This window comes from Enterococcus sp. DIV0574, from assembly GCF_051711125.1.
GTDB classification, from domain to species: domain Bacteria; phylum Bacillota; class Bacilli; order Lactobacillales; family Enterococcaceae; genus Enterococcus_D; species Enterococcus_D gallinarum.
In genome coordinates this window covers 1,850,100-1,871,632 of sequence record NZ_JBIOMA010000001.1, presented here as the reverse complement: position 1 = coordinate 1,871,632, position 21,533 = coordinate 1,850,100, and the positions used below count along the sequence as shown (strand labels likewise).

At 41.0% G+C, this 21,533-nt stretch carries 20 protein-coding genes; all 20 read left to right on the top strand.

Annotated elements, in window-relative coordinates:
- The first annotated feature begins 326 nt into the window (after positions 1-326).
- The 20 genes from IGJ45_RS09120 to coaE all read left to right on the top strand — a co-directional run bounded on the left by IGJ45_RS09120 (position 327) and on the right by coaE (position 21,459).
- A complete protein-coding gene (locus IGJ45_RS09120) occupies positions 327-626 on the top strand; it encodes a YlaN family protein (RefSeq protein ID WP_003126453.1) in 300 nt (99 codons plus the stop codon).
- 2 nt (positions 627-628) lie between these two features.
- Positions 629-1,792: an FtsW/RodA/SpoVE family cell cycle protein gene (locus IGJ45_RS09115; RefSeq protein ID WP_003126454.1), complete on the top strand. Its 1,164-nt coding sequence runs from the start codon at positions 629-631 to the stop codon at positions 1,790-1,792.
- A 21-nt stretch (positions 1,793-1,813) separates the two neighbouring features.
- Entirely contained in the window at positions 1,814-5,242 is a 3,429-nt protein-coding gene (locus IGJ45_RS09110) for a pyruvate carboxylase (RefSeq protein WP_438768672.1), read from the top strand.
- 16 nt (positions 5,243-5,258) lie between these two features.
- Positions 5,259-6,389 carry a CAP-associated domain-containing protein gene (locus IGJ45_RS09105; protein ID WP_103299802.1) on the top strand — a complete coding sequence of 377 codons (1,131 nt, stop codon included), beginning with the start codon at positions 5,259-5,261 and terminating at the stop codon, positions 6,387-6,389.
- Positions 6,379-6,822, top strand: coding sequence for a YlbF family regulator (locus IGJ45_RS09100; RefSeq protein WP_003126467.1), 444 nt, complete (start codon positions 6,379-6,381; stop codon positions 6,820-6,822). Before IGJ45_RS09105 ends, IGJ45_RS09100 begins: the two co-directional genes overlap by 11 nt.
- Positions 6,794-7,141, top strand: a complete 348-nt coding sequence (locus tag IGJ45_RS09095) for a YlbG family protein (RefSeq protein ID WP_003126468.1) — start codon at positions 6,794-6,796, stop codon at positions 7,139-7,141. The genes IGJ45_RS09100 and IGJ45_RS09095 overlap by 29 nt, the downstream gene beginning before the upstream one ends.
- 101 nt (positions 7,142-7,242) lie before the next feature.
- Positions 7,243-7,797: a 16S rRNA (guanine(966)-N(2))-methyltransferase RsmD gene (rsmD, locus tag IGJ45_RS09090; RefSeq protein WP_409531772.1), complete on the top strand. Its 555-nt coding sequence runs from the start codon at positions 7,243-7,245 to the stop codon at positions 7,795-7,797.
- Position 7,798: 1 nt separating this feature from the next.
- Positions 7,799-8,293 (top strand): pantetheine-phosphate adenylyltransferase, encoded by a 495-nt coding sequence (coaD, locus tag IGJ45_RS09085; RefSeq protein WP_409531771.1) that lies wholly within the window; start codon positions 7,799-7,801, stop codon positions 8,291-8,293.
- Positions 8,283-9,326, top strand: a complete 1,044-nt coding sequence (locus IGJ45_RS09080; protein WP_103299804.1) for a SepM family pheromone-processing serine protease — start codon at positions 8,283-8,285, stop codon at positions 9,324-9,326. Before coaD ends, IGJ45_RS09080 begins: the two co-directional genes overlap by 11 nt.
- Before the next feature lie 228 nt (positions 9,327-9,554).
- Positions 9,555-9,974 carry a DUF1149 family protein gene (locus IGJ45_RS09075; protein ID WP_409531770.1) on the top strand — a complete coding sequence of 140 codons (420 nt, stop codon included), beginning with the start codon at positions 9,555-9,557 and terminating at the stop codon, positions 9,972-9,974.
- Positions 9,975-9,979: 5 nt separating this feature from the next.
- Positions 9,980-10,351, top strand: coding sequence for a VOC family protein (locus tag IGJ45_RS09070; protein WP_409531768.1), 372 nt, complete (start codon positions 9,980-9,982; stop codon positions 10,349-10,351).
- A gap of 267 nt (positions 10,352-10,618) precedes the next feature.
- Positions 10,619-11,353 (top strand): metallophosphoesterase family protein, encoded by a 735-nt coding sequence (locus tag IGJ45_RS09065; protein ID WP_409531767.1) that lies wholly within the window; start codon positions 10,619-10,621, stop codon positions 11,351-11,353.
- A gap of 382 nt (positions 11,354-11,735) precedes the next feature.
- Positions 11,736-13,919, top strand: coding sequence for a Tex family protein (locus IGJ45_RS09060; RefSeq protein ID WP_103299807.1), 2,184 nt, complete (start codon positions 11,736-11,738; stop codon positions 13,917-13,919).
- Entirely contained in the window at positions 13,916-14,356 is a 441-nt protein-coding gene (locus tag IGJ45_RS09055) for a SprT family protein (RefSeq protein WP_176333557.1), read from the top strand. Before IGJ45_RS09060 ends, IGJ45_RS09055 begins: the two co-directional genes overlap by 4 nt.
- A 138-nt stretch (positions 14,357-14,494) precedes the next feature.
- The gene (gene murC, locus IGJ45_RS09050) at positions 14,495-15,829 is read left to right on the top strand and encodes a UDP-N-acetylmuramate--L-alanine ligase (protein ID WP_003126484.1); all 1,335 of its coding nucleotides are present in this window, start codon (positions 14,495-14,497) and stop codon (positions 15,827-15,829) included.
- Positions 15,830-16,098: 269 nt separating this feature from the next.
- Positions 16,099-16,566 carry a MaoC family dehydratase gene (locus tag IGJ45_RS09045; protein WP_003126486.1) on the top strand — a complete coding sequence of 156 codons (468 nt, stop codon included), beginning with the start codon at positions 16,099-16,101 and terminating at the stop codon, positions 16,564-16,566.
- A complete protein-coding gene (locus IGJ45_RS09040; protein ID WP_003126488.1) occupies positions 16,547-17,239 on the top strand; it encodes a Bax inhibitor-1/YccA family protein in 693 nt (230 codons plus the stop codon). The genes IGJ45_RS09045 and IGJ45_RS09040 overlap by 20 nt, the downstream gene beginning before the upstream one ends.
- A 126-nt stretch (positions 17,240-17,365) precedes the next feature.
- A complete protein-coding gene (polA, locus tag IGJ45_RS09035) occupies positions 17,366-20,011 on the top strand; it encodes a DNA polymerase I (protein ID WP_103299812.1) in 2,646 nt (881 codons plus the stop codon).
- A gap of 15 nt (positions 20,012-20,026) precedes the next feature.
- Positions 20,027-20,869 carry a DNA-formamidopyrimidine glycosylase gene (gene mutM, locus IGJ45_RS09030; protein ID WP_113849642.1) on the top strand — a complete coding sequence of 281 codons (843 nt, stop codon included), beginning with the start codon at positions 20,027-20,029 and terminating at the stop codon, positions 20,867-20,869.
- Positions 20,866-21,459 (top strand): dephospho-CoA kinase, encoded by a 594-nt coding sequence (gene coaE / locus IGJ45_RS09025; protein WP_103299815.1) that lies wholly within the window; start codon positions 20,866-20,868, stop codon positions 21,457-21,459. The genes mutM and coaE overlap by 4 nt, the downstream gene beginning before the upstream one ends.
- Positions 21,460-21,533 lie beyond the last annotated feature (74 nt).

Below are 21,533 nucleotides of genomic sequence, written 5' to 3'. Positions count from 1 at the left end.
AAAAAGAACATGTGGACAATTCCACTTCTTTTTTTTCAATAAAGGCTGCTGGATCAATCTTTTGTCTTTTTCCTTATTAAGAGAATCGCAAAGAATGTTTCACAATTGGTTCATGTTTCACGATTTACAAAGCAAAGCGGAACCCAATGAAACAGAAAAAAACGAATGAAAATACTTCTTTTTTTTATATCAGTCGATAATTCGCTTTTTTTGTTAGCAAAAAAAAATTTATGTTCGTTATTTACGGTTGAATTTATGGCATCCTACTGTGCCAAATCGGTATAGAATATGCTATAATAATGAAACTAAGAAATGGGGGGACCAGAATGGCGCAGATTGATTCAGAAATGGCATTGAATCTGCTTTTAGAGGATGCCGAACGAATCAAACGATTGATTCGCAATCAAGAAAATAGTTTGTGTATTGCTCAGTGTAAAGCATTCGAGGAAGTCGTTGACACACAAATGTATGGCTTATCACGACAAGTCGCTTTCGCAACACGCTTGGGTATTGTAGACAATGCTGCTGGCCAACAATTGATGGCAGATCTGGAAAAAGACCTAAATCAATTGTATAGCGAAGTATATGAAGAACAAAAATCTACTGAAATCGGCAAGGAGGCATAATCTTGCCAGAAAAAGTTAAAAAAAGACACCTTTTAGACTATAGCATTTTAATACCTTACCTTATTTTATGCGTAACTGGTTTGATGATGGTTTACAGTTCGACCTCATATGTCGCAATGACAGCAAAGCCACCGACTACTTCAGCAGCTTATGTGATCAATCAAGCCGTTTTTTGGGTGGTAAGTTTGATTATGATCACGATCATGTACAAGATGAAAACTGATGTCTTTCGCAATAAGAAGTTTGTCCAAATTGCCATGATCGTTATTTTCTTTCTTTTGATCGCCGCCTTTTTCTTCCAAAAAAGGAATGGTGCATGGGGCTGGCTCTCGATTGCAGGATTCTCTGTTCAGCCAGCGGAGTACTTAAAGTTTATTATCATTTGGTTCTTGTCGGTCACATTCTCTTATCGCCAAGAGGGCATCCAGCAAGACTTCTGGGGTTCTGTGAGAAGACCAATGGCGATCGTATTGGCTTATACGGTGATTTTGGCCTTCTATCCCGATTTCGGGAACGCTGTTATTATTTTCATGCTGGCTTTTGTGGTTTTGCTGGCTAGCGGATTAAACTATGTGTATACCTTGATATTAGGTGGGGCCACAGTTCTCTTTAGTTTTTTGGCGATTACTTTTGTCAATTTGACAGGTGGGAAATTTCTGCCTGAATATATCTACAATCGATTTGCCGCTTTCACCAATCCTTTTGCCGATGAATTTGATACAGGACATCAAATGGTCAATGGATATTATGCCATGTTCAATGGCGGATTATTTGGTCGCGGATTAGGAAATAGTATTCAAAAACGAGGATTCTTGAATGAAGCCCATACCGATTATATTTTTTCAATCGTGATGGAAGAACTTGGCTTGATTCCCTCAATCGTTTTGTTAGGGATTCTCTTTTATATGGTAGGAAGAATGTTTTTGATTGGCATTCGATCAAGAGATTCCTTTAATTCCATGATGTGTATTGGGATCGGGACATTATTTATGTCACAGATCTTTATCAATTTAGGCGGGATCACCGGCTTGATTCCGTTAACGGGGATCACTTTTCCTTTTTTGAGTCAAGGAGGATCAAGTTTGTTAATGTTGTCGATTTGTATCGGCTTTATTTTGAACATTAGTGCAGAAGAAAAGAGGAAACAATATAGTTTGAATTATTGATCAATGGAATGGAGTGGTATGATGAAAAAAGTATTAGTCGCTAATCGTGGAGAAATCGCGATTCGAGTTTTCCGTGCGTGTGCAGAGTTGGGCATCAAAACAGTGGGGATCTACGCTTCAGAAGATGAATATTCAGTCCATCGTTTTAAAGCGGATGAAGCGTATCTTGTCGGAAAAGGCAAGCGCCCCATTGAAGCCTATCTGGACATAGAAGATATTATTCGCACCGCGAAAAAGGCCGGTGCCGAAGCGATTCATCCCGGTTACGGATTTTTATCCGAGAATTTAGCGTTTGCGCAACGCTGTGAAGAAGAAGGCTTGATTTTTATTGGACCTTCGACACACCATCTGGATATCTTTGGCGATAAAATCAAAGCCAAAACAGCTGCAATCGAGGCTGGTATCCAATCCATTCCAGGTTCCGACGGACCCGTCAACACTATTGATGACGTTTTGCTGTTTGCTGAAACCCATGGTTATCCAATCATGATCAAAGCAGCCTTAGGCGGTGGTGGCCGCGGCATGCGGGTCGCTCACGATGAGAAAGAAGCCCGTGAAGGTTACGAACGAGCGAAAAGCGAAGCGAAAGCGGCATTTGGTAGTGATGAAGTCTATGTAGAGAAATACATCAGTAATCCAAAACATATCGAAGTGCAAGTATTAGGGGACAGTCATGGCAATGTTGTCCATCTATTTGAAAGAGATTGTTCTGTCCAACGTCGACACCAAAAAGTGGTGGAAGTCGCTCCATGTGTATCAATGAATGCTGCCCAACGAGAAAAAATTTGTCAAGCTGCGGTACAGTTGATGAAACATGTCGGGTATATCAATGCGGGAACCGTAGAGTTTTTGGTAGAAGGAGACAACTTTTACTTTATCGAAGTGAATCCTCGGGTTCAAGTAGAGCATACCATTACTGAAATGATCACTAACTTGGACATTGTAACGACACAAATTTTGATTGCTCAAGGGAAAGACTTGCACAAAGAAATCGGCATCCCGCAACAAAAGGATATCCACTTTGAAGGGGTTGCGATCCAGTGTCGTGTAACGACAGAAGATCCTGCCAATAACTTTATGCCTGATACTGGAAAAATCGATACTTATCGTTCACCTGGTGGTTTTGGTGTTCGGCTAGATGTTGGTAATGCCTATGCTGGCGCCGTTGTAACTCCCTATTTTGATTCATTGCTGGTAAAAGTTTGTACCCATGCAGCGACATTTGATCAAGCGATTCAAAAAATGATGCGCTGCTTGAAAGAATTTCGGGTTCGTGGAGTCAAAACCAATATTCTCTTTATGCGTAATGTTGTTTCTCATCCGCAATTTCGTTCTGGCGAAGCGAAAACGACATTTATTGATAATACTCCTGAATTGTTTGAGTTTCCTCGCATTCGCGACCGCGGAAATAAAACAATGAAATATATCGGTGAGATTACGATCAATGGCTTTCCGGGAATCGAGAAACAGAAAAAACCATTTTATAATGATCCAAGAATCCCGCAACAGATCGAGACATTGCCTGATTTCGTATCGGCTAAAACCATTTTAGATACTCAAGGTGCTGATGGCGTCATTCGTTGGATCAATCAGCAAAAAAATGTTTTACTAACGGATACGACTTTCCGTGATGCGCATCAAAGCTTGCTAGCTACACGAGTTCGTACCCAGGACTTCAAGAAGATCGCTGCGCTGACAGAAGAGGGGATTCCTCAACTATTCTCCAGTGAAATGTGGGGCGGAGCAACGTTTGATGTTGCTTACCGTTTCTTGACAGAAGATCCATGGGAACGGCTGCGTATGTTTCGTAAGAAAATGCCGAACACATTGTTACAAATGCTGTTTCGAGGATCAAATGCGGTGGGATATTCAAATTATCCAGATAATGTGTTAGAAGAATTTATCAAAGAATCTGCTGCGCAAGGAATCGATGTCTTCCGAATTTTTGATAGCTTGAACTGGGTTCCGCAAATGGAAAAAAGCATCCAAGCAGTAAGGGACGCAGGCAAAATTGCAGAAGCAGCGATCTGTTATACCGGAGATATTAATGATCCGACTCGTCAAAAATACTCGATCGATTATTATAAGGATATGGCCAAGGAGTTGCAAAATCTTGGTGCACATATCATTGCGATCAAGGATATGGCAGGATTGCTGAAACCACAAGCGGCGTATCGCTTGATCAGTGAACTGAAAGCGAGTATTGATGTACCAATTCATCTGCACACCCACGACACGAGTGGCAATGGCATCATCACTTACTCTGCTGCAACCAAAGCGGGTGTCGATATTGTCGATGTTGCTATGTCTGCAGTCAGTGGAGCAACTAGCCAGCCAAGTATGAGTAGCCTTTACTATGCGTTAGTCAACGGCGAACGTTGTCCAGAAATTAATGTCGATAATATTCAGCAGTTGAATCATTACTGGGAAGATGTGCGTATGTATTACCATCCTTTCGAGAATGGGTTGAATGCTCCTCAGACAGAAGTGTATAAACACGAGATGCCTGGTGGTCAATATTCGAACCTGCAACAACAAGCAAAAGCAGTGGGACTTGGGGAAAAATGGGACGAAATCAAAGAAGTTTATCATGAAGTCAATATGATGTTCGGTGATATCGTCAAAGTCACGCCATCATCAAAAGTGGTTGGCGATATGGCTCTTTTCATGGTACAAAACGGGTTATCTGAACAAGACATTTATGATAAAAGTGAAACCTTAAGTTTTCCAGAATCAGTCGTTACTTTCTTCCAAGGTGAACTAGGTCAACCAGTCGGTGGTTTTCCAAAAGAATTACAACGGATCATTCTGAAAGGTCGGCCAGCATTCACAGAACGTCCTGGTGCGTTTGCTGAACCAGTAGATTTTGAAAAAGTCAAAGCCGAATTAGCAGAAAAGATCGGCTACCAGCCTAAAACAGAAGAAGTATTGAGCTATTTGATGTATCCGCAAGTCTTTTTAGACTACCGAAAAGCATATGAACAGTTTGCCGACGTCAAGGTCCTAGATACACCAACATTCTTTAATGGGATGCGATTAGGTGAAACGATCAATGTTGAACTTGAAAAAGGGAAAATCTTGATCATCCGCTTGGATGAAATCGGCGAACCAGATATTGAAGGCAACCGCACGTTGTTCTTTAACTTGAATGGACAACGTCGGGAGATCTTAGTCAAAGATCATTCGATCATCAGCTCCGTTCAAACAAAACGCAAAGCTGAGCCAACAAATAAAGAACAAATTGGTGCAACGATGTCAGGTTCTGTTCTACAAGTATTAGTCAAAAAAGGGGATCGGGTAGCGAAAGGACAAACCGTTCTAGTAACTGAAGCGATGAAGATGGAAACAGCGATCGAAGCTCGTTTCTCAGGTGTGGTAGAACACGTCTATGTTGCAGAAGGAGAAGCCATCACATCAGGTGATTTGCTGATCGAAATCAAAGAGAAGTAGGAAGTAGGTCTTGAAGATGAAACGTAGAGGAATTTTATTTTGCTGCTTGTTTATTTTGGCGCTGGTCGTCGTCTATCTGCAGCCAGTATTTTTTCAGCGGGTTTCTCCTTCAAGACCTCTTTTTGATAATCCTGTAAAAGCGCCTACCAATTTGAATTATGAACCAATCAAAGCAGATGGCTTAGCAAAAGCGATCGGTGAACCTCTTTCTGATTTTGAAGAAGATTTTGGCTCGCCGATACGCACGTATCGCACAGGATATGACTTTGAAGTTCGCGTATATAATCACCTAGATGATCAACAATATCTCGAAATCAACACCGACGGCGAAAGTGTTCAGGCAATCAAAGTGATTGGCCAGGGCGGCGCATCCTTAGCCCCATTTTCGATTGGGATGACAATGACAGATCTTACAGAGCTTACGATGATCTATCCGAATTTTACATTGAGTCAAAATGATCGTTCAGTGAGTTTTGAACTTATGGAACAAGATATGAACTATCGTCCCTTAGTGGCGTTTGACAATGGCACTTTCGCGGTTTTGTTTTTTGATCAAACGACATCGGAATTAGCAGCAGTCACTTATCTGGATCAAACGACATTATTGAAGCTGTCTCCTTATCAATTAACAGAAGGGGAGCTGCCGCTGTTTCAAGAGTCTCAAACAGTGAACCAAGAAACAGCTGCTCTTGAAAAAGAAACGTTAGCTTTTGTGATCATCCAAAAAATGCGTGATCAAAAAGAGCTGGAAAGTTTTGGGATGGCTTTAGATACTCATAGTGAAGCCAAAGATCTCCTTCAAGAAATCACGGAGAATCTTTCGGATCACTTAACATCTCAACGGATTCATGCCTATCAAAAAGCATTAACAGCAGAACGAACCAGCACCTTCACTCTGACCCAAGAAGAATGGCAGGATATTTTAAAGGAAAAGGAAATTTCAACCGTTTCTTCCATCTTTGAAGCACCTGTCTACGATCCGACATTTACGATTTTATCATGGTATAGTGATCCTTCGGTTTACAATGTTTTATCGAATCAAACCCCTGAGAAGATAGGAATTGCTTTTTCTAAAGCAAATATGGTAGTCTTAATCCAAGAAGATGAGAATGAACACACAGAGGATAGCACATCAGATGATTTATAATGACCATTTATATGCAATTGAAGACCAAATTGAACAATTAATTTCCAGTATCAAGAACAGTCAGTTGTTTCGCTCTTATTGTTACAACAAGAAGGCGATGTACCAAGACCAAGAAGTATTGGGATTAATTGATTCATTTGTACATAAAAAGACCGATTTTGAAAAAATAGCTGCTTATGGCACGTTTGCTCCCGGGTATAAAGAACAGCAGCGGGCATTACGCAAAGCCAAAAGGGCACTTGATTTGAATCCTCAAGTCGGAGAATTTCGACACAGTGAAAACCAGCTGCAAGTCTTGCTTGATGAGATCACAGTGTCGATTGCTGATTGTTTCTCAGAGGAAGTCAAAGTGGACGCTGGAAGTCCTTTTTTTCAATCGAAATCAACATGTGGAGGAAGTTGTCATGCAAGAGGAGACGAAAGAAACGTTTGAGATCCAAAAACGACGGGGACTGATCGTATGGGTCTATAGTTTACGCCAATTAAAAAATTTACGCAGATTCGGATTTGTCCATTATGTGTCACGCAAAATGAAATATGTGGTCATGTACTTGAATGAAGAAGACTATGAAATGAAAAAAAATAAAATCGAACAATTTCATTTCGTACGGCAAGTGGAACCTTCATATCGACCAGATGTTGAGATGAATTTTGCGGAAAAAATCGGCACTGACGCAGCATATCAAGTGAGTGATGATGGATTTGATGTGGAAGAAAAAAATACGACGATTCGACTGGCAGAAAATGTATAACAAAAGTTTGGGTGCCAATCGCACCCATTTTTGTTGCTCAAAAAGATGACGGTCACTGGAATACTTTTTTAAGAAATTATGGAACCTTTGGAGGAACGCATATGCGTGTTGTTGCAGGAGATTATCGAGGAAGAAAATTGAAGAGCTTAAGCGGGGATAATACCCGGCCAACCACCGATAAAGTGAAAGAATCGATTTTTAATATGATTGGTCCTTATTTAGATGGCGGCTTAGTATTGGATTTATTTGCGGGCAGTGGCGGATTAGCTATTGAAGCTGTTTCTCGCGGCGCCGCACATGCCATCTGTGTCGATCGCAGTTATCCAGCGATTAAGATTATTCGAGAAAATATTGGCATCACAAAGGAGCCCGAAAAGTTTACTGTTTTAAAAATGGATGCCAAACAAGCCCTAAAAGAATTTGTGGGCACTCAACAGCAGTTCGACTATATTTTTTTGGATCCTCCTTATGCGAAGCAAGAGCTGGTTTTGCAGCTGGAACAAATGGTACAAGCGGATCTTATGGCAACTCATGCGGTCATTGTTTGCGAAACAGCAAAAGAAGTGGATTTGCCAGAGAGGATTGGCACATTGGTCCAAAGTAGACAGCAGGTTTATGGGATTACGGCAGTCACAATTTATAGAAATGAGGGATAAGATGAAGAGAATAGCATTATTTCCGGGCAGTTTCGACCCATTGACTGCTGGTCACGTAGATCTGATCGAACGGGGAGCTTCCCTTTTTGATGAATTGATCATTGGTGTCTTTGTGAATACTAGTAAAGTCAACTTCTTTACCGGTGGCGAAAAAGTGGAATTGATCACTGAGGCACTAGCGCATGTCCCGAATGTTCGCGTTGTTGCGCAAGAGACGGAATTGACCGTTACGGCTTCCAAAAAAATGGGTGCCCAATTTTTACTGCGAGGAATTCGGAGTGTCAAGGATTATGAGTACGAACGAGATATCATGGAAATGAATCACCACTTAGATCCGACGCTCGAAACAGTCTTTTTATTGGCAAATGCCAAATACAGTTATATTAGTTCAAGTTTGCTAAAAGAAATCTTGCATTTCGGTGGCGATGTGGAAGCCTATTTACCACCAAATATTTACCAAGCAATCGTAAAGAAGCGTGATGCTCATGAATCTTAAATCAACCGTTAAATATACCTTATTACTTGTTGCAGCATTAGTAGTTGCCGCCTGTGCTTTTTTACCAATCCCTTATTATATTGAACAGCCTGGGGCAACAATCAATTTGAAAGAACTAATTACAGTCAATGACCAAAAAGATCAACACGATGGCTCGTTTTCATTGACCAGTGTCGGTATTCGGCAGGCAACCGTTTTTACGGCAATTGGCAGTAAATTTAATCAATTTCAAGACTTGGTTTCTGAAGAAGAACTTTTTGGCGGTGCAACGGATGAAGAGTACAATCGGATCCAACGTTACTACATGGAATCCTCTCAAAATAGTGCCATTGAGCAAGCACTGAAGCTAGCAGATATTCCCTACACAATGAACTATAAAGGTGTTTATGTTATGGGTGTAGAATCCAACTCTAGCTTCAAAGGAAAAATTTCTGTTGGTGATACAGTAGTAGCTGTCAATGGAAAACGGTTTGACAACAGTCAAGATTTTATTGATTATGTTCAAAGTCAAAAAGTCGGTGATAAGATCCAAGTGACGTATCTCCAAGATGATGTAGAAAAAGAAGCAACCGGATCGCTGATTGAATTGCCATCGAATAAAAAAGCCGGCATCGGCATTTCGTTAGTTGACCATACGGAAATTAGTTCAGATCAAGATATTGTTATTGATGCAGGAAATATCGGTGGGCCATCAGCAGGCTTGATGTTCACATTAGAAATCTACGAACAATTGACGCAGCAAAACCTGCGTAAAGGGCATAATATTGCCGGTACTGGAACGATTTCCAGTGACGGAACCGTTGGCCGCATTGGTGGTATCGATAAAAAAGTAGCAAGCGCAAGTGAAAGTGGTGTAGAAATCTTTTTTGCACCAGAGGATGAAATCACGAAGGAAGAAAAAGAAGTTGATCCTTCGATCAAAACAAATTATCAAGAAGCTTTAGCAGCTGCGAAGAAACTAGGGACTGACATGAAGATCGTACCAGTCTCAAATGTGCAAGACGCACTAGATTATCTCAAAACGCTTAAATAAAGAATTTTACTTAACGAAATAGAAGCAAGAATCCATCAGGAAGCAAGAACCCATCAGATAGAAAAACGATTTATCAAGTCACGATTGTATCCTAACGATCCAATTGTAACGACGGAACAAGTTTTCTAGCATGGAGGAGATCTTGCTTCTTTTTGTCTGGATTTTTTTAATGAAGGTAGGCTGGATGTCATCGGTATGCTATACTTTTAATCAAGGAGTGTGAAGACTGTGGAAATCAAACGACAACAACCAATCGTCGAAGCTTATCATTTCGATATGAAACCTAAAGACAAAGAAATGGAAACCAAATTGAATGTTGGCTTTGCCCCGTTGAAGGTACAAGATGAAGAGTATATGAAACAAAATAGCATTATTGGCGCCCGCTTGGAATTTCAACTCGTTTTTCCTGAATATGTGCTGTCCGGTCGGGTAGGGCAGGTCAATCACATCTTGAACCGGCAAGTCCGTTCAGGTGAAGACTTAAGCAAAGCGGAGACAGACCGCTTAGTGGAGCCGCTGTTTGATATTATCAAACGCTTAACCTATGAAGTAACAGAAATCATTACCGACAAACCAGGTCTGCAATTGAATTTCAATATGTCAAATGAAGCCTCAGAAACATCAGAATCATCAACAACAGAGGAGTGAGAGATATGTTTGCGAATCAAATGCAGATCATGATATATGTAGAGAACGTGCCCAAATCCGTTGCGTTTTGGCAATCATTGGGATTTGAAATCATTGATGAGCAAACGGCAGATGGGACTTCTGTCGTTGAAATAGCACCAAGCAGAGAATCAGATGCTCGTTTTGTGCTTTATGATAAAGGCTTTATTGAAGCCCATTCTCCTGAAGTAGCATTGAACTCACCATCGATCATGTTTTTTTCGGAAGATATCACAACGCTTTACAAGAAATTACTAGATACAAATGTAGAAGTTGGCGACCTGATCCAGATGGAAGAACGAATGGTCTTTAATTTTGCAGATCCAGATGGTAATTACTTTGCTGTTTCTGGAAAATAAAAAAAGAGAATTCCCAGTACTTAACTGGAGAATTCTCTTTTTTTGATTCAATCAATTAACGATCAAAATTCAAACTATTTCTTACCATGTGCAGCGATAGCTCCTGTATCAAAAGCTTCTCGCATGTCTTTTTTAAAATGGATCCATTGTTGATGCAGCCAATTCATCTTCTCGCTCCTTTAGTTGGTTTTATTATAAGGAAAGGGCTAACAGTTGTAAAGTTTCGCTGGCTTTTTTATAATAATTTAAAGAAGGGGATGAACCCAAATGAAAAAACTCATTTACGTCATTAGTGATATCCACGGGATGTATGATCTTTTTAAAAAACTTTTATTGGATTACGATCCATCACTGCATCAGCTTGTTCTGATTGGGGACTTGAATGATCGAGGGCCACGAAGTAAAGAGTGTCTCTTGTTGGGTAAACAATTGGTGGAAGAGACAGGAGCGATTTATTTGCGCGGGAACCATGAAGAATATTTTCTGCAATTTTTGAACGCACCAGAAGACTGGTATTCCGCTTATGTCCGCAATGGAGGCAAGGAGACGATGGAAAGTCTTTTACATCCGGGAGCAACAGAAGAGTACTCGCCAACTGAGATTGCATTAATGATCCGGAGTCGCTACCGTGACTTAGTGGCGTTTTTGATGGCAAGGCCGCTTTCTTATGAATGGCAAAAATATCTTTTTGTTCATGCTGGTGTTGATTTGACCAAGAAGCATTGGCAGTATACTTCTGACCACGATTTTATCTGGATCCGAGAGCCATTTCATACTGGAGAAAATCATACGGGAAAAACAATCGTCTTTGGACATACCATCACACCCATGCTTCATGGTGACATGGAAACAACGGATTTATGGTTTCATGATAATAAGATTGGCATTGATGGAGGGGCTGTTTTTGGTGGTTCCGTTCACGGCGTGATTTTTGATGAAGACGGCATTGTACAAGATATTGAATACCAAAATTTAACCGGCCCTTGGCATCCAGACTTTTAAAAAACTTTTCTAATCATAGAGGAATCTATGTGTCATTATGACTATTGGGTCTAAAGGTCCTTGGAAAAAGATAGGGTATACAAACTATTTCCAAACAGATTAGTTAAGATGGATCCGCATAGTAAAAAGGAAACATCCATGCTTGGTAATAACTAAGGCTTTCGAGGACGTTGAAGAAAGATTTTGAATGTAGATGACACTTCCTGCTGATGATTCAGCGGAAGTGTTTTTTGCTGGTTTATACCTTGAGCTTTAATTTCGCACCTCATGTTCTGTATGTTCTGTTTTTAGCCTGTTACTTACGTCTCTTTTCTGAGGTGTCTTTTTTATGTTAAACTTTTTATGTTAAACTTAGAGCAGTTAAATTGAAAGGTGAACGAATATGGCAGAATTAAATCATGATGTGTTGCACTTACTAATGCAGGAAACCACATCTTACAATCAACGACAAATCACGAAAGTACTGGAACTGCTCCATGAAGGAAACACCGTTCCGTTTATCGCTCGCTACCGCAAAGAAATGACTAGCGGTTTAGATGAGGTACAAATTCGTGAAATTGAAGAGCGCTATCAATATCTGGAGAATTTGGAAAAACGCAAGCAAGAAGTTGCTCGGTTGATCGACGAACAAGGAAAATTGACTAGTGAATTGGCGCAATCGATTCAGCAAGCAACAAAAATGCAGCAGGTCGAAGATCTTTATCGTCCTTACAAACAAAAACGGCGTACGAAAGCAACTATTGCAAAAGAAAATGGCTTGCAGCCGTTAGCTGACTGGATAGCGGCATTTCCAACAACAGGAGATGTCTATGCAAAAGCGGCAGAATTTACCAATGAAGCCATCCCTGACCCTGAATCTGCGTTACAAGGTGCCCACGAGATCATTGCTGAAACCATTGGTGATGAGCCGATCTATCGTTCTTGGATCAGAAGTTATTTTGCAAATAAGGGAAGTTACACGAGTACACTTCGCGATGCTGAAAAGGATGAGAAAGGTGTTTATGAAATGTATTACGATTTTCAGCACCCCATCAATAAAATGGTTTCTCATCGTATTTTGGCAACGAATCGCGGTGAAAAAGAAGATGTTTTAAAGGTTGCCTTAGTCGTCGATGAGTCAAAAATCACTGATTATTTTGAACGGCAACTCATTAAGCACGCCAATTCACCAGCAACTCCATTTGTTCGTGAGGCTTATCTTGATGCTTATAAACGATTCATTGCACCATCGATTGAGCGGGAAATCCGCAATGAATTAACAGAGAAAGCAGATGAACAAGCAATTGCCATCTTCGGTGAAAACTTGCGAAATCTTTTGCTGCAGCCACCTTTAAAAGGAAAAATCGTCTTAGGGTTTGACCCGGCTTACCGAACAGGTTGTAAATTAGCTGTGATTGATGAAACTGGGAAAGTATTAGCCATCGAAGTTATTTACCCTCATAAACCGGCACCGATGAATAAACGCCAAGCAGCTGGTCCAGCACTGCAACGTTTGATCAATCGATACGGTGTCCAAATGATCGCTATTGGGAATGGGACGGCAAGTCGTGAATCAGAACAATTCGTTGCCGAACAATTGAAACAAATCGATCATGAAGCATTTTATGTGATTGTGAATGAAGCGGGTGCATCCGTGTATTCCGCCAGCCCAATCGCCCGTCAAGAATTTCCGGATCTACAAGTGGAAGAACGCAGCGCCATTAGTATCGGGCGTCGACTCCAAGATCCTTTAGCTGAACTGGTCAAAATTGATCCTCAATCTGTAGGGGTTGGTCAATACCAGCACGATGTTTCACAAAAACGATTGAGTGACCAACTTGATTTTGTGGTCGAAACTGCCGTCAACCAAGTAGGGGTCGATGTCAATACTGCTAGTCCTCAACTGCTGCAGCATGTCTCAGGATTGAATAAAACGACTGCACAAAATATTGTTGCTTACAGAGAAGAAAACGGTAGCTTCACGCAAAGAAGCCAATTAAAAAAGGTGCCTCGTTTAGGACCTAAAGCTTATGAACAAGCGATTGGATTTTTGCGGATCCCTGGTGGGAAGAATATTTTAGACAACACTGGAATCCATCCGGAAAGTTATACTGCAGCCAAAGAAATTTTAGAAGTTGCTGGAGTTAAACTAACTCAACTAGGAGCCCAATCAGCAGAAGCCAAAGAACGACTCGCACAGTTAAATGTTGCTGATCTTTCTAAACAACTAGCGATCGGAAAAGAAACGATCACAGATATCTTGAAATCACTGATGCAACCTGGAAGAGATATGCGAGATGAGATGCCGGCACCATTATTGCGTAAAGATGTCCTGAGCATGGAAGACCTTAAACCAGGAATGGAATTGATGGGAACTGTCCGGAATGTGATTGACTTTGGTGCGTTTGTTGATATTGGTGTCAAACAAGATGGTTTGGTTCATTTATCAAAATTAAGCCGAAATTTTGTCAAGCATCCGAAAGACGTTGTCGCTGTCGGAGATATCGTTACTGTCTGGATTGAACAAGTCGATACCACGAAAGGCCGAATCAGCCTGACAATGGTTGATCCAACACACGGAAAATGACCACCAAAGAATTGCAGCAGCTCGTTGAAAAAGTTTCTCTAGAATCGTTTGGCAAACCATTTCAACATGAGGCGTATTTCAATGGGCGGCTAAAGACCACCGGTGGACGTTATCACTTAAGCGATCATCATTTAGATTTCAATCCGCATTTATTAGCTGAATTTGGTGTAGATACATTCATTCAAATCATCAAGCATGAGTTGTGTCACTATCATCTGCATTTAGCTGGCAAAGGCTACCGACACCGAGATCCAGAATTCAAAGCTCTTTTGGCAGCTACTGGTGGACTTCGTTATGCCCCAAGTATGATGAAAAATGCGAAGCATCAGTACCAGTGCCAACAATGTGGAGCTGTGATCAAGCGAACGAGAAGGCTGAACACTAAACGTTTTGGCTGTGGAAAGTGCCGCGGACGCTTGAAAGAAATAGCGATTTGAGCAAAAAGTCAAGCCCAAAAACAAAACTCGTTGCTATTTTTTTCATTTTGTATGATAATGTAGGACGTGCAACAAATCTAAATGTTAATAAACATGCGTTTATTGTAATGTGAACTTGAGAAAAGAGGATTTTAAAAAATGGAAAATCAAGACAAAGTATATCATTTTGTTGGAATCAAAGGTTCCGGCATGAGTTCATTGGCTTTGGTTCTGCATGAAAAGGGCTATCATGTACAAGGTTCAGATGTGGAAGAGTACTTCTTTACACAGCGTGATCTGGAAAAAGCCGGAATCACATTACTGCCTTTCGATAAAGAGAATATTCAGCCAGAAATGGTGATTATCCAAGGAAATGCCTTTCCGGATACCCACGAAGAAATCCTTCGTGCGAAGGAATTAGGGTTAGAAATTACGCGTTACCATGATTTTATTGGTAAATTCATTCAACCTTACACAAGTATTGCAGTCACTGGTTCTCATGGTAAAACCAGTACGACAGGTCTATTGTCCCATGTGTTGAGCGGTGTTCGTCCAACTAGTTTTCTGATTGGCGATGGAACAGGTCATGGAGACCCTAACGCAGAGTTCTTCTCATTTGAAGCCTGTGAATATCGTCGTCACTTTTTAGCGTATTCTCCAGATTATGCGATCATGACGAATATCGATTTTGATCACCCTGATTATTATCAATCGATCGACGATGTTTTCTCAGCTTTTCAATCGATGGCCAAGCAAGTCAAAAAAGGAATCTTTGCGTTTGGTGACGATGCCTATTTAAGAAAATTAGAAGCAGATGTACCGATCTATTATTATGGTGTGAATGATGATGATGATGTACAAGCAAAAAACATTCAGCGTACAACGACAGGTTCTGAGTTCGATGTCTATATCCATAACGAAAACATCGGTCATTTCGTGTTACCGGCATTTGGCCAACATAATATCAACAACGCTTTAGGGGTCATTGCAGTAGCCTATAAAGAAGGGCTGGATATGACAGAAGTTGCGGAAGAAATGTTGTCATTTCCTGGTGTTAAACGTCGTTTCAGTGAGAAGAAAGTCGCTGATATGACAATCGTTGATGATTATGCTCATCATCCGGCAGAAATCAGAGCAACAATTGACGGCGCACGCCAAAAATACCCTGAAAAAGAAATTATCGCTGTTTTCCAACCCCATACCTTTACCCGAACGATTGCATTGATGGACGAATTCGCAGAGGCATTGGATCTAGCCGATAGCGTTTATCTATGCGATATCTTCGGCTCGGCTCGGGAATCTCGCGGCGATGTGAAAATTGAAGATCTTGGGAACAAGATTCAAAAGGGTGGACAAGTGATCAAAGAAGAGAATGTTTCACCATTATTGGATCATCAAGATGCTGTGATCATTTTCATGGGTGCCGGGGACGTACAAAAGTTTGAATCAGCCTATGAAAAGTTGTTGAGTAATACGACTCGAAACGTGTTATAAAAAATACGGAGCGATGACCAAATCAAATCACCCGAGCAGATCAACGAAACAAATGGTATCTCATTTGCACTGGCTGTCAACAGAACCATGATACAAAATCAACCAGTGAGACCTACTATTTAGCCTTCGTTGCTATTGCTCGCATCGATTTGACAAAAGTCAGCGCCCCGTTTTTGCTTTTTTGGGACATCGCACCACGAACTTGCACTTTTATCTGCATCTGATAAAATGAAATCAGAGTAAAATTATTTATTTTGGAGGAAATAAATTTGAACATTGGTAAACCGCGAAAATTAGGTAAGAAAATTGATGAAATCGAGGAAGGCGATTCGTTATCTTTAACAGAATCGATCGAAGACAGTCAGCTTTTGTTGTATCTCGGTTTGACAAATGATGCCAATCCGCTTTATATTCAGCATGACTATACCCAAAAAACAGAATACCAACGGCCAATCGTGCCTTCGGTAATGTTGATGGGGATTATTACAAGTGCGATTTCTAAACATTTGCCAGGACCAGGTTCTCATGTGGTGAATTTTTCGGTGAACTTTATTGAACCTGTTTTTCATTATGAGACGTTGACCTTCGATTTCGAAGTGATCAAAGTCGATAAGATGAAAGACGTAGTGACGATCTCTGTTGAAGCTGTCAATACGCAAGAAGATCGTGTGTTGGATGCAGTAGTGATGGTCCAACCTCCAAAAATCGTAGAGGAAGGTGAAGAAAATGAACAATGAAGTAGTTAATGCCCAAGGGCTCAATCGTTTTTATTCCAAAGTCTATCTATTTTTTGCTGTAGGACTAGGAATCAGCGCAGTGTCTGCCTACTTTTTCGGACAAGTATTTGCAGAACAAACAATGAATTTTATCCGTAATTTTCCACTAGGCTTTACAGGGTTATGGATCCTTCAAATTATTTTGGTCTTGGTATTAGGCGCAAAAGCGCAAAAGAATCCTTCGCTGACCATAGCAGGATATCTGGTTTACTCCCTTTTAAATGGGGTGACGCTGTCAGTTACACTAATGTATTATGACTTCGGATCGATCGCAGGTGCATTTGTTTCCGCAGCGATCACTTTCGGCGTAATGTCAGCATTTGGTATCATGACAAAACGTGATTTAAGTGTTGTGGGACGAATCGGCTACGGCATATTGATCGGGATCATCATTTCGACATTGCTGAATGTGTTTATTTTGCATAGTGGTCCAGTTGACTTTTTCTTGTCAATCGTGACAGTATTTGTCTTTATGGGAATCACTGCCTATGACAACCAACAGATCCGTAATCTATACCAAGCAACGAATGGCCAAGCAAATACTGGAATGGCTGTCTTCATGGCATTACAGTTGTATCTTGACTTTATCAACTTGTTCTTAGCGATTTTGCGAATCTTTGGTAAAAACAACTAATGAGGAAATGCGAGGAAACTCGCATTTTTTTTTGCAATTGGCTTAATCGAACAAAGGCAATCCATCGCTTTTCATGGATTTCTTTGATAGAATAAGAGAGAACTTTTGAGGTGAGGAGTTATTCAAATGACAAAAAATAAATTATTGCTAGTTGACGGAAATAGTGTCGCATTTCGGGCTTTTTTTGCACTGCACAATTCATTGGAACGTTTTAAAAACAACAATGGTTTGCATACCAATGCGATTTACGCTTTTCACACCATGTTTGAAAATGTAATGGCAAAAGAACAGCCAACTCATGTCCTGGTGGCTTTCGACGCGGGCAAAACAACTTTTCGGACTGCGATGTATGAGGAATATAAAGGCGGCCGTTCAAAAACGCCTGGAGAATTCAAGGAACAAATGCCCTATATTCGCGAATTGATCACCGCTTTAGGTGTTCAGTATTATGAACTGGACAATTATGAAGCGGATGATATTATCGGCACATTGGCACAAAAAGTTGACAAAGAGCAATTTGATGTTGTGGTACTATCTGGAGATCGCGATTTGACCCAGTTGGCTACCGACCATGTGAAGGTTGATATCACAGTAAAGGGTGTCAGCGAGATCGAAAGTTATACGCCAGAACATGTTGCAGAAAAATATGATGGTTTAGCGCCATTACAGATCATTGACATGAAAGGATTAGCTGGAGATGCCTCTGACAACATTCCCGGTGTCACAAAAATCGGTGAAAAGACGGCCATCAAACTTTTGAAAGAATATGGTTCAGTTGAAGGAATCTACGAGCATATCGATGAGATGAAACCAAGCAAGATGAAAGAAAACTTGCTCAATGATAAAGAGACAGCCTTTTTGTCAAAAAAATTGGCAACGATCGATGTGGATGCGCCAGTGGATGTGGCCATTGATTCATTGAAGTACGAAGGAAAAGATCTGGATAAATTGATTCCATTCTATCAAGAAATGAACTTCAATTCTTTCTTGGAAAAATTAAATGTGGTGACTGAACCGGAAGAAATGGAAGATATTCTTTTTGACGTTGTAACAGAGGTCACTCCGGAAATGTTTACTGAGGATATGGCTCTTTATATCGAGATGCTGGGCGATAACTATCATTTAGAAGATATCGTTGGTGTCGCTTGGGGGAATCAGCAAAAAATTTATGTGACCAATCAAGATGATCTCTTTGAAAATGAGTATTTTATTGCTTGGCTAAAAAATGCCTCTTCACAGAAGAAAGTCTATGATGCAAAACGAACGTATGTGGCGCTGAATCGTTATGCGACTGCACCACAAGGGATTGTCTTTGATACATTATTAGCTGCTTACTTGCTAGATACCAATGATTCAAATAATGATATTGCTGGTGTTGCTAAGCATTATGGATTTGATGCGATTCAATCGGACGAAGCTATCTATGGCAAAGGTGCGAAACGAGGACTACCGGCAGATGAAGAAGTCTTTTTCGCTCATTTAGCTCGAAAAGTTGCGGCGATCAACTACCTTTCTGTCCGTTTGGCGAAAGAGCTAGCAGAGAAAAATCAGACTGCACTCTTTACTGATATGGAATTGCCATTATCAAAAATTTTAGCAGAGATGGAAATCACTGGGATTCGCGTGGACGCTTCTCGTTTGCATCAGATGAAGGGCGAATTTGCAGAACGTTTGCATGAAATCGAACAAAAGATTTATCAAGAAGCTGGCGAAGAGTTCAATTTAAATTCGCCAAAACAATTAGGCGTGATTTTATTTGAAAAAATGGGGCTGCCAGTGATCAAGAAAACTAAGACTGGCTATTCAACGGCAGTGGATGTTTTGGAACAGTTGAAGGAACAGGCACCGATCGTCGAAGACATTTTGATCTATCGTCAAATTGCCAAAATCCAATCCACCTATGTGGAAGGACTGCTTAAAGTGATTCAAGGAGATGGCAAAGTCCATACCCGTTACGTGCAGACTTTAACACAAACTGGACGTTTGAGTTCCGTTGATCCAAATCTGCAGAATATCCCAATCCGATTAGAAGAAGGGCGGAAAATTCGAGAAGCCTTTGTTCCAAGAGCCAAAGATTGGGTCATTTATTCTTCGGATTATTCTCAGATCGAGCTGCGGGTTTTAGCCCATATCTCGAATGATGAGCATTTAAAAGCGGCCTTTGTAGAAGGACAAGATATTCATTCAAGTACCGCTATGCGAGTCTTTGGGATCTCCACTCCAGAAGAAGTTACACCAAACATGCGACGTCAAGCAAAAGCGGTCAACTTTGGGATCGTTTATGGTATCTCTGATTATGGACTCTCCCAAAATCTTGGGATCACTCGCAAAGCGGCGCAGCAATATATTGATACCTACTTTGAAAAATATCCAGGGGTCAAAACTTATATGGAAGAAGTTGTCCGTGAAGCGAAAGACAAAGGCTATGTGGAAACATTGTATCATCGTCGTCGCTATTTACCAGATATCAATTCCCGCAATTTTAATTTGCGGACATTCGCAGAACGTACAGCAATCAATACACCGATCCAAGGCAGTGCCGCAGATATTTTGAAAATTGCCATGATTGATTTGGATCGTCGTCTAAAGGATGAAAAATTACAAGCAACGATGCTTTTACAAGTCCACGATGAACTTGTCTTCGAAGTACCAGAAGATGAATTAGAACGCTTAGATGCTCTTGTCAAAGAAGTCATGGAAAATGCTGTCTCACTGCATGTGCCATTGTTGACAGATAGTAACTGGGGCAAAACGTGGTATGAAGCAAAATAAATGAGGTGAAATGTTGTGCCGGAATTACCAGAAGTGGAAACAGTTCGCAGAGGACTAGAGAAACTGATTTTAAATAAAACGATCAAAGAAATGGAGATTCGTTGGCCCCGGATCATTGAATCTCCAGAAGTACCGATTTTTGCAGCGATGCTAAAAGGACAACAATTTCAAGCTTTTGATCGTCGAGGCAAATTCTTGATTTTCAAATTGACCGATTATGATCTGATTTCCCATTTACGCATGGAAGGCAAGTATGAATTTTTTGAAAAAGAAGGGGTGCCGGACAAACACACGCATGTGATTTTTCATTTCACTGATGGCAGTGAATTGCATTATCGGGACGTGCGAAAATTTGGACGTATGACTTTAGTTGAAAAAGACCAGAGCAGTACGTATAAAGGAATCATGCAGTTGGGGCCGGAACCATTGCCGGAACTGTTTCTGTTGACAGACTTTACTCGTGACCTAAAGAAATCAAAAAAAGCCATCAAGCCGCTGCTTTTAGATCAAAAGCTTGTGACAGGTTTAGGCAATATCTATGTGGATGAGGCTTTATGGGAAGCAAAGATTCATCCTGAGCAATCGGCAGCGACACTGAATGAAGCCGAAATTAACTTGTTGCATCGGGCGATCATTGATGTCTTAGCCCGAGCAGTGGAGGCAGGAGGCACAACGATTCGGACCTATTTGAATGCGTTAGGCGAAGCGGGGCATTTCCAAGTCTCTCTACACGTTTATGGTCAAACCGGCAATCCTTGTGTCCGCTGTGGTACCCCGATCGTAAAAACAAAAGTTGCACAACGAGGGACCCACTATTGTCCATTCTGCCAGCAATTACACGCGGGGACAGAAAGATGAGCTTGGTTGTAGGTGTAACGGGCGGGATTGCTACTGGCAAAAGTACCGTTGTCAAGTGCTTTGAAGAAGCTGGTATCCCAATCATCGATGCTGATATCGTTGCTCGTGAAGTGGTGGAGCCAGGGATGCCAGGGCTTGAAAAAATCAAAACTGTTTTTGGGCCAGAGGTCATCAATCCCGATGGGACACTAGCTCGGAAAAAATTAGGAAAAATCATTTTTGCGGATGACAATAAACGGGAATTGCTGAACCGCACATTAGGGCCCTTTATCCGTAAAGAAATCCTACGACAGATTGAAGTCATGAAAGCAAAAGCTGATCTTGTGATCGTAGATATTCCTTTGTTATACGAAACTGGTTATGAATCCCTGCTAGATCAAGTAGCGGTCGTCTATCTTCCGGAATCGATCCAGTTGCAGCGACTGATGAAGCGAGACCATTTAACCAGCATCGAAGCCCAACAACGTATCAATAGTCAAATGCCAATAGAAGAGAAGCGCAAACGGGCAGATATCCTCTTTGACAATCAAGGAACCATTGAAGAAGTTAAGACGCAAGTTCAAGAATGGCTTGCTAAAAGAAAGAATTAAGACAGAGACACCGGCACAAAGGAGCCCCCTTTATTTCTGAAAAGCTAACAGTTGACGCATTATTTTGTCGTTTG

Coding starts and splice junctions, on each gene's coding strand:
- IGJ45_RS09055 (WP_176333557.1), top strand. CDS start 13,916: ATGACCACCAAAGAATTGCAGCAGCTCGTTGAAAAAGTTTCTCTAGAA.
- rsmD (WP_409531772.1), top strand. CDS start 7,243: ATGCGTGTTGTTGCAGGAGATTATCGAGGAAGAAAATTGAAGAGCTTA.
- IGJ45_RS09060 (WP_103299807.1), top strand. CDS start 11,736: ATGGCAGAATTAAATCATGATGTGTTGCACTTACTAATGCAGGAAACC.
- IGJ45_RS09080 (WP_103299804.1), top strand. CDS start 8,283: ATGAATCTTAAATCAACCGTTAAATATACCTTATTACTTGTTGCAGCA.
- IGJ45_RS09105 (WP_103299802.1), top strand. CDS start 5,259: ATGAAACGTAGAGGAATTTTATTTTGCTGCTTGTTTATTTTGGCGCTG.
- IGJ45_RS09070 (WP_409531768.1), top strand. CDS start 9,980: ATGTTTGCGAATCAAATGCAGATCATGATATATGTAGAGAACGTGCCC.
- coaE (WP_103299815.1), top strand. CDS start 20,866: ATGAGCTTGGTTGTAGGTGTAACGGGCGGGATTGCTACTGGCAAAAGT.
- IGJ45_RS09120 (WP_003126453.1), top strand. CDS start 327: ATGGCGCAGATTGATTCAGAAATGGCATTGAATCTGCTTTTAGAGGAT.
- murC (WP_003126484.1), top strand. CDS start 14,495: ATGGAAAATCAAGACAAAGTATATCATTTTGTTGGAATCAAAGGTTCC.
- IGJ45_RS09095 (WP_003126468.1), top strand. CDS start 6,794: ATGCAAGAGGAGACGAAAGAAACGTTTGAGATCCAAAAACGACGGGGA.
- IGJ45_RS09065 (WP_409531767.1), top strand. CDS start 10,619: ATGAAAAAACTCATTTACGTCATTAGTGATATCCACGGGATGTATGAT.
- polA (WP_103299812.1), top strand. CDS start 17,366: ATGACAAAAAATAAATTATTGCTAGTTGACGGAAATAGTGTCGCATTT.
- IGJ45_RS09100 (WP_003126467.1), top strand. CDS start 6,379: ATGATTTATAATGACCATTTATATGCAATTGAAGACCAAATTGAACAA.
- IGJ45_RS09110 (WP_438768672.1), top strand. CDS start 1,814: ATGAAAAAAGTATTAGTCGCTAATCGTGGAGAAATCGCGATTCGAGTT.
- coaD (WP_409531771.1), top strand. CDS start 7,799: ATGAAGAGAATAGCATTATTTCCGGGCAGTTTCGACCCATTGACTGCT.